The sequence below is a fragment of the Nocardia sp. CY41 genome, assembly GCF_009829325.1.
Classification (GTDB): Bacteria; Actinomycetota; Actinomycetes; order Mycobacteriales; family Mycobacteriaceae; genus Nocardia.
Window position 1 is genome coordinate 22,771 of record NZ_VUOS01000014.1, and the last position, 17,960, is coordinate 40,730.

The window sequence follows — 17,960 nt, forward strand, 5'->3', positions numbered from 1 at the left end:
TGCTGTACCAGGCACAATACCGCCGGCCCCGAGCGCGGCCGTCGCGCCGTCCGCCGTCCCGGCGCGGAGGGGCCGGCGGACATCGGGGTTTCTCGGGAAAGTCCCGCGCGGCCCGCCGGACCGAAGTGGCATTGTGGGTGTCGCCCGTGCCAGTTCTTCGACCCCGAAGGAGCCTTATGTCCGCACCCAACCTCACTCGCGACCAGGCGATCGAACGCGCCGCGACGGTGTCGGTCGAGAACTACCGCGTCGAGCTGGACCTCACCGACGGCGCGGGCGCCCCGGGCGAGCAGACCTTCTTCTCCCGCAGCACCGTCACCTTCACCGCGACGCCGGGCGCGAGCACGTTCATCGACATCGTGGCGCGCGGCGTGCGCTCCGCGGTGCTCAACGGCACCGCACTGGACGTCTCCGGCTACGACGAGTCGACCGGGATCACGCTGACCGACTTGGCCGAGCGCAACGAGCTGGTGGTGGAGGCCGACTGCGAGTACTCGCACACCGGCGAGGGCCTGCACCGGTTCGTCGACCCCACCGACGACGCCGTGTACCTGTACTCGCAGTTCGAGACGGCCGATGCCAAGCGGATGTTCGCCTGCTTCGACCAGCCCGACCTCAAAGCCACCTTCGATCTCGCGGTCACCGCACCGGAGGACTGGCAGGTGATCTCCAACGCCGCCGTAGCGCAGACCGTCGCGCCGGAGCCGGGCAAGCACGTCTTCCGCACCACCCCGCGGATGAGCACCTACCTGGTCGCGCTCATCGCGGGTCCCTACGCGCAGTGGACCGACGTCTACACCGACGATCACGGCGACATCCCCCTCGGTATCTACTGCCGCGCCTCGCTGGCCGACTACATGGACGCCGAGCGACTGTTCACCGAGACCAAGCAGGGTTTCGGCTTCTACCACCGCAACTTCGGCGTCCCGTACGCGTTCGGCAAGTACGACCAGCTGTTCGTCCCGGAGTTCAACGCGGGCGCGATGGAGAACGCGGGCGCGGTGACCTTCCTGGAGGACTACGTCTTCCGGTCCAAGGTCACCCGGGCGTCCTACGAGCGCCGCGCCGAGACCGTGCTGCACGAGATGGCGCACATGTGGTTCGGCGACCTGGTCACCATGAAGTGGTGGGACGATCTGTGGCTGAATGAGTCGTTCGCCACCTTCGCCTCGGTACTGTGCCAGTCAGAGGCCACCGAATACGCCAACGCCTGGACCACGTTCGCGAACGTGGAGAAGTCCTGGGCCTACCGGCAGGACCAGCTGCCTTCCACGCACCCGATCGCCGCGGACATCCCCGACCTCGCCGCGGTCGAGGTGAACTTCGACGGCATCACCTACGCCAAGGGCGCCAGCGTCTTGAAGCAGCTGGTCGCCTACGTCGGCCTGGAGCCGTTCCTGGCCGGTCTGCGCGCGTACTTCGCCGACCACGCCTACGGCAACGCCACCTTCGACGATCTGCTGTCGGCGCTGGAGAAGTCGTCCGGACGCGACCTGTCCACCTGGGGCGCGCAGTGGCTCAAGACCACCGGGCTGAACATCCTGCGCCCGGAGTTCGAAGTCGACGACGACGGGAAGTTCAGCTCGTTCGCGGTGGTACAGGAGGGCGCGCAGCCGGGCGCGGGCGAGCGGCGCGTGCACCGTCTGGCGATCGGCGTGTACGACGAGCGGGACGGAAAGCTGGTGCGCACCGAGCGGGTCGAGCTCGACCTCGAGGCCGCCGAGCGCACCGAGGTGCCCGCGCTGATCGGCGTGCCGCGCGGCCAGTTCGTCCTGGTCAACGACGACGACCTCACCTACTGCTCGATCCGTCTGGACCCCGATTCGCTCGATGTGCTGGTCAACCGCATCGCCGACATCGCGGAGCCGCTGCCGCGCACGCTGGCTTGGTCGGCGGCCTGGGAGATGACGCGGCAAGCCGAGTTCCGCGCCCGCGATTTCGTCGCGCTGGTCGAGCGGGGTGTCGGCGCGGAGAGCGAGATCGGCGTGGTGCAGCGGCTGCTGATGCAAGCCAATACCGCGCTGAGCAGTTACGCCGATCCGGAATGGGCCGCGACCACCGGCTGGCCGGAATTCGCCAATCGGCTGCTGGAGCTGGCGCGTGAGGCGGAGCCGGGTTCGGACCACCAGCTGGCCTTCGTCAACGCGCTGACCGGCGCGAAGTTGTCGGCCTGGCACACCGAGGTGCTCGGTGAACTGCTCGACGGCGACCCGGCCAAGGTCGGGCTGCCCGGCCTGGTGATCGATACCGACTTGCGATGGCGGATCGTCTCGGCACTCGCCGCGGCGGGCGAATTGGACGCCGACGGCCTGGACACGCCGGTCATCGACCAGGAACTGGCCAACGACCCCACGGCCGCGGGCAAGCGGCAAGCGGCCGCCGCGGCGACGGCGCGTCCGATCGCCGAGGTGAAGGAGCAGGCGTGGGCGACAGTGATGGGCGACGACACGGTGCCCAACATCACCGCTCGCTCGATCGTCGGCGGCTTCGCGCCCGCCGGTCAGGGTGAGTTGCTCACTCCCTACGTGGAGCGGTACTTCGCGGAGGTTCCCGGCGTCTGGGAGCGGCGCTCCAGCGAGGTCGCCCAGACCGTGGTGGTCGGCCTCTACCCGCACTGGGCGATCAGCGAGGACGCGGTGGCCGTCGCCGACAAGTTCCTCGCCGGCGACCACCCTCCGGCGCTGCGCCGCCTGGTCAGCGAGGGCAAGGCGGGCATCGAACGCTCGCTGCGCGCCCGCGCGTTCGACGCACAGCCGTGAACGAAACCGGCGCGTCCACCCGGTCGGGTGGACGCGCCGGCGCGGCGTTTCCTATTACCTTCCGATGGCGGCGGCCATCACGCGGACCGCGGAGACCACGCCGTCGATCAGCTGGCCCTGCCGAAAAGAACTCAGCGCGGCGGTGACGCCGAGCTGGCAGACACGGTCGTTCGCGCGGTCGGCGACCGCGCGGCCCGAGCGCACCTCGATCGCCTTCTCGTTGGGCGAGACGGCGATGAGCACCGAGTGCGCCGCCTCGGGCGTGCCGGGGAAGATCGCGTCCGCACGCGCGGCCGGGTCCCCGCCCAGATCGCCGATGTAGACGTTGAAGCGCACCTTGGTTGCGCGAGTCGCCTCGGTGAGCACGTTGTCCATGGTCAGCCGCTCTTCATCGTTGAACGGCGCCTCCTTGAACACATCGCCCGCCTCGTGCACACCGGAGACGCGTCCGCTACTGGTGATCGCGTATCCGTGCGGCAACTCGGCTTCGACCACCGCGGGCCACTTAGAACCTGCCACTTGCCCGTCCTCCGATCAGCTCCACCTCGGTGGACTCGATGGCCGCATGCACTCCATGCGGGGTTTCCGCGAAGTGGTGACCGGAGCCGATCACCTCTTCGGTGGCACTCCACAGCACCGGCTGCTGGGTCCACTTCTGACCGAGGGTGAAGTGGACCGGCTTCTCGCCAGGCAGTGGCTTACCGAGGAACGACAATCCGGCGATCACGCCGTAGATCACCAGCGGGATGCCGGCGAAGATCAGCACTGTCTCGAGAATGCTCACGGATCAAAGGTAGACGATCCTCTGTAGTAGTTCTCCGTCCGGTCGAGCCGGACCGCCGTCCGTGTCGGTTGCACCCACAGCGAGCTGGGGTTTTCCGTCGGAACTCAGACCAACCAGGCGGCCGCGTTCGGCGGCAGCTGGCCTGCGTCGGGCTGCGCGCTGGCCAGCAGCAGGTCTCCCGGCGGTAGCTGGATGGGTGCGTCGGAGGCGTTGAGCACGCAGACCAGCCCGCCCGGGCGGCGGAACGCCAGGCATCCCGCCGGGCTGCCGTACCACTCGATCCGGTCCCCCGCGAACTCCGGCCGCAGTGCGCGCAGTTCGATCGCCAGGCGATACAGCGACAAGGTCGACCCCAGCTCCTCGAGCTGCGCCTCGACGGTCAGCGGCGCCCACTCGGGCGGAATCGGCAGCCACGGCGTCCCGGTGGTGAACCCGAACGGCGGCGCGACACCCTCCCACGGCAGCGGCACCCGGCAGCCGTCGCGGCCGCGCTGGGTGTGCCCCGACCGCTCCCACACCGGGTCCTGCAGCACGTCGTCGGGCAGGTCATCGACGTTGGGCAGCGCCAGTTCGGAGCCGTTGTAGACGAACACCGCACCCGGCAGCGCGAGTTCCACCAGAACCATCGCCCGCGCCCGCGCGACGCCGAGCGCGCCGCCGCCGTACCGGGTGACCTCCCGCTCGATGTCGTGATTGGACAGCGTCCAGGTGGGCACGGCGAAGACCGGCGCCACGGCGGCGAGCGAGTTGTCGATCGCGTCGCGCACCGCGTCGGCGTCGAACGCCGATTCCGCGAGACGGAAGTTGAACGCCAGGTGCAGTTCGTCCGGGCGCACGTACTCGCCGAAGCGGGTGTTGTCGTTCACCCACACTTCTCCGATGGTCACGGCGTCCGGATACTCGTCGACCACCTTGCGGATCCTGCGGTGGATGTCGTGCACGGCGGGATTGTTGAAGCGCGGGTCGCTGTCGTCGTGCGCCAACAGCGCCGAGACGGACAACTCGGGCATGTCCGGCAGACCGTCGGGCTTGGCCATGCCATGCGCGACGTCGATGCGGAAACCGTCCACGCCGCGGTCGAGCCAGAACCGCAACGTCTGCTCGAAATCAGCGACGACTTCGGGGTTCGTCCAGTTCAGGTCGGGTTGCTCACGGGCGAAGATGTGCAGGTACCACTGGCCGGGCGTGCCGTCGGGTTCGGTGACCCTGGTCCAGGCGGGACCGCCGAAGATGCTGGGCCAGTTGTTCGGCGGCAAGGCGCCGTCGGGACCACGGCCGTCGCGGAAGATGTACCGGTCCCGTTCCGGGCTGCCGGGAGCCGCCGCCAGCGCCGCCCGGAACCACGGGTGCTGGTCGCTGGTGTGGTTGGGCACCAGGTCCATGGTGACCTTGATCCGGCGGGCGTGCGCCTCGGCGATCAGCGCGTCCATCGCGGCGAGCCCGCCGAAGAGCTGATCGATGTCGCGCGGATCGGCAACGTCGTAGCCACCGTCGGCCATCGGCGAACGCATCACGGGGCAGATCCAGAGGGCGTCGACGCCGAGCAGTTCGAGATAGCCCAGTTTGTCCCGGACGCCGCCGAGATCGCCGACCCCGTCGCCGCTCGAGTCCGCGAAGGATCTGGGATAAACCTGGTAGAACACGGCGGACCGCCACCACGACGAGGTGGTGGGATCCGCCGGCGCCGTTAAGGCTGGTGCATCACTCACATCGCAATAGTGCCAAAGTTTCGACGGTCGAGTTCTCCCGCACTACGACGATTCAGAGCCATGGCAAATGATCAGCAGTGCCAGCTTCTCAAGCGAAAAGCACTGCTCAGTCACGTTTCTCACGCGCAAGGTTGCGGTCACCAGCGGTTCATCAGCGAATCTGCCGACACCACAACGCGGTAGAAAACACACCGGCGCCACAGTCTCAGAAGGGGGCGTTCACCAGCGAATTGGCCGCCATCTCGAGGTAGTCGAGCAGCGCCTTGCGATGTTCGTCGTCCAGGATGTCGGGCTCGATCTCGGCGACCGCGATGCGCATACACCGCAACCACGCGTCCCGCTCGATCGGGCCGATGGTGAACGGCATGTGCCGCATGCGCAGGCGGGGGTGGCCGCGTTCGTCGGAGTAGGTGCGCGGACCGCCCCAATACTGCTCCAAGAACATCCGCAAACGCCGCTCCGCCGGGCCGAGATCCTCCTCCGGATACAGCGGGCGCAGCACCTCGTCGGCGGCCACCTCCCGGTAGAAGGTCGCGACGAGCCGCCGGAACGTCTCCGCCCCGCCGACCGCTTCGTAGAACGACGTCGCCGTTTGCTCGCCCGAAGTCATAGACCCTCTCGATTCACCGGATGCGTCGCCGTCCATTGTGCCCGCGCCCGGTCACCGCCGCCGCACCGCCCATCCGCCGCCGGTCGGCAACCGGAACATCGCGCCGGAATGGCACTTCAGCCACAGTTAACCGGACATTGTCGAAAATCACCGTGCAATGCCCGACATTCCATGGTCAACTGGGTGACAGTCTCTGCTTTGCAGATACCACATGATCCTGCCAATCATGAAATCGAGGTCGAGATGAAGCAGCGGCACGGCGCCCGATCACACGAGGCGCGAGCGCACCGACAACTCGAGCCCGCCGACGTCCACAATCGTGGGTCGGGGGCTACTCCGCTGCACATCTTGTCCGAACGATATCCGGGTGGACATCGTGGCCATCACGACCACGGGGCCCGCCCCACCGCCCCGCCAACCGAGGGCACGAACTGGCTCAAGAGCCGGGTGCTGCTGTTGAACGCCACCTACGAGCCGCTCACCGCTTTGTCCGCGCGCCGCGCGATCATCCTGCTCATCTGCGACAAGGCCGACGCCATTCATCACAGCGAAGAAGGCCCGGTAGTGCACTCCGCCGAGACGTCGGTGGCCATTCCTTCGGTGATCCGTCTGCGCACCTATGTCCACGTCCCATACCGCGCCCGGGTGCCGATGACCCGCGCCGCCCTCATGCACCGAGATCGCTACCGCTGCGGATACTGCGGCGGCAAAGCCGAGACCATCGACCACGTCATCCCGCGCAGCCGCGGCGGAGAGCATTCCTGGGAGAACTGCGTCGCCAGCTGCGCGCCGTGCAACCATCGCAAAGCCGACAAGCTGCTCAGCGAGCTGGGCTGGACGCTACGGGCCCCGCTGGTCTCCCCGAAGGGACCGCACTGGCGCCTGCTGTCCACCACCGCCGAACTCGACCCGGTGTGGTTGCAGTATCTCGGCGAAGGCGCCGCCTGACGGATCAGGTGTACTCCACCACCAGCGTCGCCCAGGTCGGCGACGCCAATGCCTCGAATACGTGCGGCCGATCACCCGGGTAGGCGATGTAGTCACCCGGGTGTAGCTCGACCGGTGCGTCGACCGGTCCCACCAGCGCGCGCCCTTCGGCGAGCAGCACGTGCTCGACCACACCGGCGATATGCGGATCCGATCGGCGCGCGTGCCCCGGTTCCGCGGTGATGCGAAACAGGTCACGGCGGGAGTTGGCCGGCCCGGCCGCCAGCAGGGTCGCCCGGTACTCCGATTGCTCGGCTGCCACCACCGGGCCTGCACCGGCGCGGATCACGTGGACTTTCGGGCGCGGCGGGTCGAGCAACCGGGAGAACGGCATGTCCAATGCGACGCACAACGCCCACAGTGTCTCCAGGCTCGGGTTCCCGGCGCCCGACTCCAGTTGGGACAACGTCGATTTCGCGATGCCGGCGCGACCTGCGACCTCGCTCAACGACAGTCCGGCCCGAGTGCGCTCGCGACGCAGCGCGGCGGCGATCACCGCCTGCGGTGTGGTCGTCGCGTCCTGCTGTGTCATTTCCCGCTCCGTTGGTCGTCCCGCACCTGCGGCGCTGGGTGTGCACGGCTGTGTCGGCGCGGCCGCGAAGAGCACATGCCGGCTCTCACTTCGCCAGAAGCCTGTGGTTGCGCCGCCTGGTCGTTGCCCCCGGCGCGCACTTGCGCTGCCGTGGTCCTGCTCTGTCGTTGCGTGTGCCGTGATTATGCCGTGAGTTCTGCCGGACGCCCGGTGCGGGCGCTGCTCGCATCGCTTGCCCGGCGGAACTCCGGCGAGCAAGAGGTTGACGGAGCGCCGCGTCGTGTTCACTATAAGCTACATGCGTTCGATATGGCGAACACTCGATCGGAATGCACTGCTCGGGATCGGGGCGGTATGCCTCGCCGTGGGGGTGATCGGGATTTCCTACGGGGCCACGGCGGTCGCGGCGGGCTTTCCGGTCTGGCTGCCGGTGCTGCTCGGCTGCGTGGTGCTCGCCGGGAGTTCGGAGTTCCTGTTCCTCGGGATCGTCGCCGCCGGCGGCAGTCCCATCGCGGCGATGCTGGCGGGACTGCTGGTGAACGCCCGGCATGTGCCGTACGGGCTTTCGGTCCCCGACGCGGTCGGCGCGGGCAGGTGGCGTCCGCTCGGCGTCCATCTCATGAACGACGAGTCCGTCGCGATGACCATCGCTCAGCCCGACGCGCGACGCAGGCGCGCGGCCTACTGGATCACCGGCGCGGGGGTGCTGCTCGCCTGGCCCGGCGGCGCCGCCATCGGAGCGCTGATCGGATCGGTGGTCACCGACACCTCGGCGCTCGGACTCGATGCGGTGTTCCCCGCGGTTCTGCTCGCCTTGGTGCTGCCCGCACTGCGGGACCGGACCACCCTCGCGGCGGTGGGTGTCGGCACAGCGATCGCGCTGGTCAGCGTTCCGTTCCTGCCCACAGGGCTGCCGGTCCTACTCGCCCTGGCCGGGGTACTGGTCGCAGTGCGGGAGAAGCCCGAACCCGCGACCGTATGGAGAGCGGCGTGATGCTGGCCGTGGGAGTCGTCGCCCTCGCCGCAGGCACCTACGCGTTCCGCTGGGCCGGACCCGCCCTGCGTGACCGAGTGCGCCTTCCGGCGCGCGTGGTGCGGCTGCTGGAAATCGGCGCCGTCGTATTGCTGACCGCGCTCGTCGCCGTCACCACACTGCCGCTCGGCACCGCGAACCTCGGATTCGCCGTGCCCGCAGGGGTTTTCGCCGGTGGACTCGTCGCTTGGTTCCGACGACCCATTCTGTTGGTCATCCTCGCGGCCGCCGCTACAACGGCATTCGTGCGCCTGCTCGGCATCTCCTGAGCGGCCGGAACTGCTCGGCGGCTCGCTTCTTTCTCGCGGCGGCAGGCGGCGCCGTCCCCTCCTGCCGACGGCGCCGCCTGCCCCATCGATCGCTTCGGGGCAATCGTTTGCTACTCGAGAATTCGCTTCGTCACCTACGTCTGCGAATTTCGTTGTGCACGAGACCGATCGTCATCGAGACCACCGGCTGTCCTGACTGCGGCGCGGGACTCCCGCGCTCCGCATGCCACGGAATTCAGTGCGGCAGCAGAGGAATTCCTCCGCCCAGCCGGCGCGCCACCGAACCGTAGCGAGCGTCGAGCCGCAGCCATGTCTTGGTTGCCCGGACGCGGACGATCTCGGCGGGCGGGATGCGGCGGGGGTCGGCCTTCTCCCCCGAATGCGGGATGAAGTCCATCGCCGTGAGCGCGAAGACGACCCGCATCGGCACCTGGACCCGGGTGCCCGCGCCGGACACGGTCAGTACCGCCTGATCGAGCAGCGAGGCCGGGGGGCCATGGCCACTGCCGTGTTCCTTCGCCAGCTGCGCACCCTGCTCGGCGAGTTCGACGAGCGTGCGCGCGGGCACGTCATCGACGTGCGCGAACCCGTCCGTGGGCGGCAACGCGCCACGCCACGCGGAGTCCATCGCGTATCCGAGGTCGATCGGACCGCCGCTCGCCGAACCGGCCAGCACGAAATCGGCGCCGACCGTCACGTCGTCGACACCGAGCTCGGCCACCACGGTGCGCATCGCCAACGCCTCGAAACCCGTCGCCACCCAGGCCGCGACGTACTTCTCCCCGCGGCGGCGCAGGCGCACCACCGCCGCAGGGTCCAGCCGCACGGCCCTGGTCAGAAACGTCGCGAGATTCTCTCGCTCCGCCGGATCGGGCACATGCAGCACACGTTGTTCTGTCATCACGGCCGCTCCGCCGTCAGCATCCGACCAGCGCCGACGCTCACTCCATCCATTCGGACAGGTAATCACGCTCGGCATCGGTGAGCCTGCGCAACCGCTGCGCCCGCATATCGAACGCCGCGATCTGCGTGGACGCGACCACGGCCGCGGGCGAATCGGGCTGCGCGCCCGCCGCCCGCACCTCGTAACCGATGGTGAAGTCGACCGCGCGCAACTGCTCGATCCACATGGCGATATCCAGCGGCGTGTCCTCGTGCCGCAGCTGGCCGCGATACCGGACCCGCAGGTCGGCGAGGACGCAACCCTCGCGCAGCGGGGCGGTCGGACGGCCGTCCTCGAACAGCCATGGAATCCGCGCCTCTTCCAGCAACGTCACCATGCGGGCGTGGTTGACGTGCTGGAACACGTCCATATCCGACCACCTGACGTCCACCTTGGCGTGGAAACGCCTGGGCAGCGTGAGACTGCCCGACGCCTTTCCGCTGCCGCTCACCGAACTCGTCAACGTGGTACCTCCGATTGAGCGCCCACCCCGCTCACCATGCTCCGCACTTGCCGCGCTGCAACCGACAACGTGGCGAGATCGTGGGTCCCGGACTCGAACAATTCCGACAGCGCCGCCCTGGCTCGGCCGAGGCGGGACTGATTCTTCGACTCCCAGTATGCAATCTTCTCGTCCGCCGTCTCCTCGGGGTCGCCGCCGGAGAGCACGTCGAGGGTGAGCGAGCGCAGCGAGCCGTACATGTCGTCGCGCAGCGCGAGTCGCGCCAGCGCATGCCAGCGGTCACCGCGTTCGAGGTGGCTGACCGCCTGCAGCAACCAGTCGATCTTGAGGTGATCGTTGAGCGCGTAGTACAGCGACCCGACCTCGTCGCCGTCCCGATCGGTGATGTCGGCGATGTCCACGATGTCCAGCAGCGGGAACAGGTGCAGCAGACCGAAGACCTCGGTGGCCAGGTCGGTCGGCGCGCCACGGGCGATCAACTCGGCGGACCGGTCGGTGAGGGTGAACACGTGATGTCCGCGCAGCCACCCCGGCACCTTCGGGGCGAGTGCGCGCACGTCGGCGCGGTACCGGCTGATCTCCGAGCCCACCGCGATCGGCTGCGGCCGGTTGCTCAGCAGCCACCGGGACGCCCGGTCCAGGGTGCGCTTGGTCTCCAGTTCGAGCAGGTCGCGCACCGCGGTGGGCGCGTCGCAGGCGCGAATGCGCGCCCACCGCTCCTGCAGGTCGAAGATTCCGGTCGCCGCCGCGAAGGCGCGCACCGCGTCGGTGGTGGTGGCGCCGACCTCCTCGTTCAGCCGGTGCGCGTAGGTGATGCCGCCGTAGTCCACCATCTCGTTGGCGATCATCGTGGTGACGATCTCCCGCCGCAGCCGGTGACGCTTGATCGCCGCGCCGAACCGGTCGCGCAGCGGCGTCGGGAAGTAGTCCGGCAGCCGCGCGGCGAAGTACTGGCTGTCGGGCAGGTCGGAATCGAGCAGATCGGACTTGAGCGAAAGCTTCACGTGCGCCAGCAGATTGGCCAGCTCCGGCGAGGCCAGCCCGGAGCCTTCCTCCGACCTGCGCTTCATCTCCTGATCCGAGGGCAGCGCTTCGAGCTCGCGATCGAGGCCGCGCCGCTCTTCCAGATCTTCGATCAGCCGCATCTGCACACTCAGCATCTGCGTCGCCTCGGTACGCGAGATCCCCATGAGGAAGTTCTGCGCCACGTTGTCCCGCAGGACCATCTGCGCGACTTCGTCGGTCATCGAGGCCAGCAGCGGATTGCGCTCGTCCGGCGGCAGTTGGCCGCCGGAGACAACGGCGTCGAGCAGGATCTTGATGTTGACCTCGTGGTCGGAGCAGTCCACGCCCGCCGAGTTGTCCAGCGCGTCGGTGTTCATCTTGCCGCCGTTGCGGCAGAACTCGATCCGCCCCAGCGCCGTCGCGCCCAGGTTGCCGCCCTCCCCGACCACCTTGACGCGCAACTGGTTCCCGTTGACGCGAACCGGGTCGTTGGACTTGTCGCCCACCTCGGCGTTGGTTTCGGTGCTCGCCTTGACGTAGGTGCCGATCCCACCGTTCCACAGCAGATCGACCGGGGCCAGCAGGATGGCGCGGACCAGTTCCGGCGGCGACAGCGAGACGACGTCATCGCCGAGGCCGAGGGCGGCCCTGGCCTGCGGGCTGATCGGCACCGCCTTCACCGTGCGGTCCCACACGCCGCCGCCGGGGCTGATCAGCGACGTGTCGTAGTCCGCCCACGACGACCTCGGCAACGCGAACATCCGCTGCCGCTCCCGATACGAACGCGCCGCATCCGGATCCGGATCCAAGAAAATGTGGCGATGGTCGAACGCAGCCACCAACCGGATGTGCTCCGACAACAACATCCCGTTGCCGAACACATCACCACTCATGTCACCGACTCCCACGACGGTGAAGTCTTGGGTCTGGGTGTCGATCTCCATCTCGCGGAAATGACGCTTCACGCTCTCCCACGCACCCTTGGCGGTGATGCCCATCGCCTTGTGGTCATAACCCGCCGAACCACCCGAAGCGAACGCATCACCCAGCCAGAAGCCGTAACTTTGCGCCACGTCGTTGGCGATGTCGGAGAACGTCGCCGTGCCCTTGTCCGCGGCAACGACCAGGTAGGTGTCGTCACCGTCCCGGCGCACCACCCGCGCGGGCGGGAGCACTTCACCGGTAGCGCGGTCCACGTTGTCGGTGACGTCCAGCAGGCCGGAGATGAACGTGCGATAGCACGCGACGCCTTCCGCGCCCAATGCCTGCCGGTCCGCGACCGGATCACCCGTGGCGGCGGGCGGTTGCTTGACCACGAAGCCGCCCTTGGCGCCCACCGGCACGATCACGGCATTCTTCACCGCCTGCGCCTTGACCAAACCCAAGATCTCGGTACGGAAATCCTCCAACCGATCCGACCAACGCAAGCCGCCACGCGCCACGGAACCGAACCGCAGATGCACGCCCTCGACTCGGGGAGAGTAGACGAAGATCTCGAATTGCGGCTTCGGCTTCGGCAATTCGGCGATTTCCCGCGGTTCCACCTTCACCGAGACGTAGTCGCGCGGGTTTCCTTCCGCGTCGGTCACGTAGTAGTTGGTGCGCAGCGTCGCCTTGATCAGGCCGAGGATCGCGCGCAGGATGCGGTCCGCGTCCAGGCTGACCACCTCGTCGATCCGCCCACGCACCTGGGTCTCCAGGTCCTTCGCGTGCTCGGCGGAGACGGTGTCGGGATCGAAACGCGCTGCGAACAAGTCGACGAACAGGCGCGCGATGTCCGGATAGGTGAGCAGCACCCGGCAGATATTGGCCTGGCTGTACGGAAAACCGGCCTGCTGCAGGTACTTCGCATAGGTGCGCAGGATCGAGACGGCCCGCCACGGCAGCCGGGCACGCAACACGAGCTCGTTGAGACCGTCCGCCTCCGCGCGCCCGTACCACATGGCCTCGAAGGCTTCCACGAACCGCTCGCGCAGCCCGCGTACCTCCGCTTCCAGCACGTCGGCGCGCTTGGAGGACTCGAGCAGTTCCGCGTCCAGATCCCGATCGAGCGAGCTGCGCAGCAGCTCCGCGCGAGCCAGCAGACCGAAGTCGTAGATCCACCGCTCACCGCCGGCTCCGCCGTCGGCGGCGGCCTCCAGCGCGAGCTGGTACGGCCGCTCGTCGACCACCTCGACGCCGAGGCTCTGCAGCAGCGGGAGCACCTGGCTCAGAGAGATACCGCTGCCGCCGACATAGAGCGTGAAGCGCCAGGATCCCGGGGTCGAGTCCGGCTTCCGATACAGATACTGGTCGATCCGTCCGTCGCGCAGCCGCTCCAGCCGAACGATGTCCGCCAACGCGCGGGCCGCGGCGAAATCCTGTTTGTAGCCCTCGGGGAAGGCTTCCGCGTACCGCTGCACCACGGCGGGATCGAGCACCGTCGACGTGCTCACCTCGTCGTTCAAGCGGTCGTCCCAGGTCCGGCTGGCCTCGGCGAGCAGGGCCTGCAGACGCAGCCGGTTGGGTTCGGACGTGTCGGCGGCGGGCGTCGCGCGACGCTGAACGCCGAGTTCGGCCTCCGGCATGCGCACCGTGAAATACACCCGCGCCAAGTCGCTTTCGCCCACCCGCGCGGAATAGTCGATGGACACCCCGCCCAGTTCGCGGACCAAGATGTCCTGCATCTCCAGCCGCGCGCTGGTGGTGTATCGGTCGCGAGGCAGATAGACCAGGCAGGCGACATAGCGGCCGTAGGTGTCCGCGCGCAGGAACAGGCGCACCTGGCGGCGCAGGCTCACGCCGAGCACGGCGGTGGCGGTGCGGCGCAGCGTCTCGCCGTCGGCGGAGAACAGTTCGGTGCGCGGGAAGGACTGGATGACCTCGAGCATCGCCTGGCCGGAGAACGATTCCAGGTCGAATCCGCTCCCCTCGATCGCCGAGCGGACCCGGCGCTCGATCACGGGGATATCCAGGACGTTCTCGTGCACGGCGGTAACGGTGAAGACACCGATGAACAGGTGTTCACCGATGACCGTTCCGTCGGCGTCGAAGTCGGCGACGCTGACGAAGTACGGGTACACCGCGCGGTGCACGGTGGCGGGGACCAGCCCCTGGGTCAGCGTCAGCAGCGGGCGGTCACCACCGTTGACCGGCACGTGGAAGTCGGTGCCCACGTCCGGGCGCAGCACGCCGAGGCAGGTGGCGGGCAGGACGGTGGACATCTCGCGGCCTTGGTCGGTGTTCAGCCGGTAGCGCGCGTAACCGAGGAGGGTGAAGTTCCCGCCGGCCAGCCAGCGCAGCAGTTTCGCGGTGTCGGTCAGTTCGGTCGGCTCGAACGGCGCGGTCCCGGCTTGCGCCGCCAGGTCCAGGTCATCGGCCAGCTTGCTCTGCACGTCCTCGATGGCTTCGGTGTCGCCGATCACCTGACGCACGTCGTCCACCACGTCCGGCACCGCGGCCTCGACCTTGGCCAGCAGCGCCGCACTGGTCGACGGATGCAATTGCACGTGCATCCAGGATTCACGCAGGCCCGCCGCGCCGGTACCGTCCACCTCGTGCGCGGCGGCGTGCGTGAGTCGTCCCTGCTCGTCCCGCTCGACCTCGAAGATCGGGTGGATGATCTCGCTGACGCTCACGCCGATCCGGCTCAGCGAGGAGCTGATCGATTCCACCAGCAGCGGCATGTCGTCGGTGACGATCTGCACCGCCGCACCGATTCCGGAGCCGTCATCCGGGTGATACACCCGCACCAGCGCGCGACCGGGGCGGCGCGTCACCGCCAGCTCGAGGTGCCTGCGGAAGATCTGGGTGATGCCGGTGATCGCACAGTCCACATCGCCCGCGTCGACGTGGCGGAAGTACGCCTCCTCGAGCGTCGCGAGTTCGCCGCGCAGCGACTGCGGCAAACCCGCGGCCCACGCCGCGCTGGACAATTCGGACGAGACGGTCATTTTTCGCCAACTCCCTCGGATATCGGTTCCGTAACAAAGTGACGCCGGTCCGAGGGTAACTGTGCGCCGATGACGCGTGGGTGAAATCCCTTTCGACATCCAGGTGTTCACCACGACCGCGGAATTCGCCGCTCGTGTGCCGGGGTCGCACGCGACGACCTCGGGCACAGCACAGAATCGGACCCGCTAACGTCAGGTGAGCGCTACAGGCCGTATCCGTGGCGGCAGCGGCGCCGCACCGGTACCTCGGGTCAGCTCGACCACCGCGCCGGCGGTCGAAGCCACCGATTGCTCGAACTGCGCCTGCGCATTCACGTCTCCCACCCTAGCGAGCTACGCACGGGTAGGTGTCACTCCTGTTCCGCGTTCGCGACAAAGACTTTTCGCGCCGTCCCACCGAGCGCGTTCGATCCCCCCTTCCGGCTCTGCACTCCGGCTGCGCCGCCTCCCACGGCGCATCAGCAAACACCAGGCAGCAGCCGCCCCGATTCCGTGCGCACACCCGCAGTGGCAGCGGGTTCACACACGGCGAAATCGACTCGCCGCCATCCGGTCCGACCGCCGCTCACATCGAACGGGGACGAGCGCGGCGAGTTGCGGGGGTGGGTGCGGCACGCACCCACCCCCGCGCCGAACTCAGCCGCGGGTCAACTTGCGGTGCGTCACCCGGTGCGGACGGGCCGCTTCCGGGCCGAGCCGCTCGACCTTGTTGGCCTCGTAGGCTTCGAAGTTCCCCTCGAACCAGAACCATTTGGCCTCGTTGTCGGAGTCACCCTCCCACGCGAGGATGTGGGTGCAGGTGCGGTCGAGGAACCAGCGGTCGTGCGAGATGACCACCGCGCAGCCGGGGAACTTCTCCAGGGCGTTCTCCAGCGAGCCGAGGGTCTCCACGTCGAGGTCGTTGGTCGGCTCGTCGAGCAGGATCAGGTTGCCGCCCTGCTTGAGCGTCATCGCCAGGTTCAGCCGGTTGCGCTCACCACCGGACAGCACGCCCGCGGGCTTCTGCTGGTCGGGGCCCTTGAAGCCGAATGCGCTCACGTAGGCCCGTGACGGCATCTCCTGCTGGCCGACCTCGATGTAGTCCAGGCCGTCGGAGACGACCTGCCAGACCGTCTTCTTCGGGTCGATGCCCGCGCGGTTCTGATCGACGTAACTCAGCTTGACCGTCTCGCCGACCTTCACCTCGCCGCTGTCCGGCTGCTCGAGCCCGACGATGGTCTTGAACAGCGTGGTCTTACCGACGCCGTTGGGACCGATCACGCCGACGATGCCATTGCGGGGCAGGGTGAACGACAGGTCCTTGATCAACTGGCGGTCGCCGAAGCCCTTGTCCAGGTGCTCGACCTCCACCACCACGTTGCCCAGGCGCGGGCCTGCCGGGATCTGGATCTCCTCGAAGTCCAGCTTCCGCATCTTCTCGGCCTCGGCCGCCATCTCCTCGTACCGGCCGAGGCGGGCCTTGTTCTTGGCCTGCCTGGCCTTCGCGCCGGACCGCACCCAGGCGAGCTCTTCCTTGAGCCGCTTCTGCAGCTTCTGGTCCTTCTTGCCCTGGACCTCGAGCCGCTCGGCCTTCTTCTCCAGGTAGGTGGAGTAGTTGCCCTCGTATGGGTAGGCGCGGCCGCGATCCAGCTCGAGGATCCATTGGGCGACGTTGTCCAGGAAGTACCGGTCGTGGGTAACCGCGAGCACGGCGCCCTGGTACTGCGCCAGGTGCTGCTCGAGCCAGTTCACGCTCTCGGCGTCCAAGTGGTTGGTCGGCTCGTCGAGCAGCAGCAGGTCGGGCTTGCTCAGCAGCAGCTTGCACAGCGCCACCCGGCGGCGCTCACCACCGGAGAGGTTGGTGACCGGCTCGTCCGGCGGCGGGCAGCGCAGCGCGTCCATCGCCTGCTCGAGCTGGGAGTCCAGATCCCACGCGTCGGCATGATCCAGATCTTCCTGGAGCTTGCCCATCTCCTCCATGAGCTCGTCGGAGTAGTCGGTGGCCATCAGCTCGGCGATCTCGTTGAAGCGATCCAGCTTCACCTTGATCTCGCCCATGCCCTCCTCGACGTTGCCGCGGACGGTCTTCTCCTCGTTGAGCGGAGGTTCCTGCTGCAGGATGCCGACGGTGGCGCCGGCGGCGAGAAACGCGTCACCGTTGTTCGGCTGGTCCAGTCCGGCCATGATCTTCAGCACGCTGGATTTACCCGCGCCGTTCGGGCCGACGACGCCGATCTTGGCGCCGGGAAGGAAGTTCAAGGTGACATCGTCGAGCACGACTTTGTCGCCGTGCGCCTTGCGAACCTTCTTCATCTGGTAAATGAACTCAGCCATAAGTGTGAAGCCTATCGGTGCGAGAGATGAGCGGACGAAGCAGAGCTACCCTGCCGCGCAGGACGAAGACCGGTCGTGCGATCAAGCGTCGGCAGGCTCGGGCGCGCTGCCGCGAGCAGGTGCCGAACCGGCGGTAACGATATTCTCCCCCGGCGCGCCACCGACCGGCACCCGACCTTCAGCGCTCGACGCCTCGGAAGTATTCCGCGACGGCAGGTCGGACCACCGTGTCACCTGTGCGGTGCAGCGGGACAGGTCCGGTCCGACCGCGGTCGCGCGCATCTCCAGATCCCGTCGTTCGACGCCGTCCTTGCTGCGGTACTCGTGCGAGCGCAGCTGGCCGTGGGCGATGATCGGATCGCCGCGCCGCAGGGACGCGTCGACACCGGCCACCAGCCGGCGCCAGCAGCTGACGGTGAGATACAACGTGCCGTTGTCCACCCATTGCCCCGACGTGTGATCCAGCCGACGAGAATTACTCGCCAGCCGGAAGGTGACCACCTGCTCGCCATTGGTCAGATCGCGCTTGACCGGATGGGTGGCGATCGTTCCGATCACGGTCGCGTTCGCCTCGTACATGATTACGCCCCTTCACATTTGGATCCGGGTCTGCCCGGAATT

At 68.0% G+C, this 17,960-nt stretch carries 14 protein-coding genes; 4 read left to right on the forward strand and 10 right to left on the reverse strand.

Annotated elements, in window-relative coordinates; all coding sequences use genetic code 11:
• Positions 1-176 precede the first annotated feature (176 nt).
• A complete protein-coding gene (gene pepN, locus GVY64_RS16625; protein ID WP_159842352.1) occupies positions 177-2,759 on the forward strand; it encodes an aminopeptidase N in 2,583 nt (860 codons plus the stop codon).
• Between the two features lie 54 nt (positions 2,760-2,813).
• Here the strand turns inward: pepN and GVY64_RS16630 are convergent, their stop codons facing one another.
• The 4 genes from GVY64_RS16630 to GVY64_RS16645 form a co-directional block, all read right to left on the reverse strand.
• Entirely contained in the window at positions 2,814-3,278 is a 465-nt protein-coding gene (locus tag GVY64_RS16630; RefSeq protein ID WP_159842354.1) for a DUF5130 domain-containing protein, read from the reverse strand.
• Positions 3,265-3,543 carry an aa3-type cytochrome oxidase subunit CtaJ gene (ctaJ, locus tag GVY64_RS16635; protein WP_159842356.1) on the reverse strand — a complete coding sequence of 93 codons (279 nt, stop codon included), beginning with the start codon at positions 3,541-3,543 and terminating at the stop codon, positions 3,265-3,267. The genes GVY64_RS16630 and ctaJ overlap by 14 nt, the downstream gene beginning before the upstream one ends.
• A gap of 104 nt (positions 3,544-3,647) precedes the next feature.
• Complete coding sequence (locus GVY64_RS16640; protein ID WP_159842358.1) at positions 3,648-5,252, reverse strand: glycoside hydrolase family 13 protein; 1,605 nt, start codon at positions 5,250-5,252, stop codon at positions 3,648-3,650.
• Between the two features lie 205 nt (positions 5,253-5,457).
• Positions 5,458-5,862 carry a globin gene (locus GVY64_RS16645; protein WP_159842360.1) on the reverse strand — a complete coding sequence of 135 codons (405 nt, stop codon included), beginning with the start codon at positions 5,860-5,862 and terminating at the stop codon, positions 5,458-5,460.
• Between the two features lie 243 nt (positions 5,863-6,105).
• Between GVY64_RS16645 and GVY64_RS16650 the strand changes: the two genes are divergently transcribed.
• Positions 6,106-6,810 carry an HNH endonuclease gene (locus GVY64_RS16650; RefSeq protein ID WP_201298039.1) on the forward strand — a complete coding sequence of 235 codons (705 nt, stop codon included), beginning with the start codon at positions 6,106-6,108 and terminating at the stop codon, positions 6,808-6,810.
• 4 nt (positions 6,811-6,814) lie between these two features.
• Here GVY64_RS16650 and GVY64_RS16655 read toward each other — a convergent pair whose 3' ends face one another.
• Positions 6,815-7,381 carry a helix-turn-helix domain-containing protein gene (locus GVY64_RS16655; protein WP_159842362.1) on the reverse strand — a complete coding sequence of 189 codons (567 nt, stop codon included), beginning with the start codon at positions 7,379-7,381 and terminating at the stop codon, positions 6,815-6,817.
• Positions 7,382-7,679: 298 nt separating this feature from the next.
• Here GVY64_RS16655 and GVY64_RS16660 point away from each other — a divergent pair, with 298 nt between their 5' ends.
• The gene (locus tag GVY64_RS16660) at positions 7,680-8,375 is read left to right on the forward strand and encodes an AzlC family ABC transporter permease (protein WP_159842364.1); all 696 of its coding nucleotides are present in this window, start codon (positions 7,680-7,682) and stop codon (positions 8,373-8,375) included.
• Entirely contained in the window at positions 8,375-8,683 is a 309-nt protein-coding gene (locus tag GVY64_RS16665) for an AzlD domain-containing protein (protein WP_236566919.1), read from the forward strand. The genes GVY64_RS16660 and GVY64_RS16665 overlap by 1 nt, the downstream gene beginning before the upstream one ends.
• 235 nt (positions 8,684-8,918) lie before the next feature.
• Here GVY64_RS16665 and GVY64_RS16670 read toward each other — a convergent pair whose 3' ends face one another.
• From GVY64_RS16670 to GVY64_RS16690, 5 genes are all read right to left on the reverse strand, one after another.
• Positions 8,919-9,584 (reverse strand): hypothetical protein, encoded by a 666-nt coding sequence (locus tag GVY64_RS16670; protein WP_159842368.1) that lies wholly within the window; start codon positions 9,582-9,584, stop codon positions 8,919-8,921.
• 40 nt (positions 9,585-9,624) lie between these two features.
• A complete protein-coding gene (locus GVY64_RS16675; protein WP_442939600.1) occupies positions 9,625-10,089 on the reverse strand; it encodes an acyl-CoA thioesterase in 465 nt (154 codons plus the stop codon).
• Positions 10,086-15,026, reverse strand: a complete 4,941-nt coding sequence (locus GVY64_RS16680; protein WP_159842370.1) for an NAD-glutamate dehydrogenase — start codon at positions 15,024-15,026, stop codon at positions 10,086-10,088. The genes GVY64_RS16675 and GVY64_RS16680 overlap by 4 nt, the downstream gene beginning before the upstream one ends.
• Before the next feature lie 636 nt (positions 15,027-15,662).
• Positions 15,663-17,339, reverse strand: a complete 1,677-nt coding sequence (gene ettA / locus GVY64_RS16685) for an energy-dependent translational throttle protein EttA (protein WP_159842372.1) — start codon at positions 17,337-17,339, stop codon at positions 15,663-15,665.
• 81 nt (positions 17,340-17,420) lie between these two features.
• Positions 17,421-17,918 (reverse strand): single-stranded DNA-binding protein, encoded by a 498-nt coding sequence (locus GVY64_RS16690; protein WP_159842374.1) that lies wholly within the window; start codon positions 17,916-17,918, stop codon positions 17,421-17,423.
• Positions 17,919-17,960 lie beyond the last annotated feature (42 nt).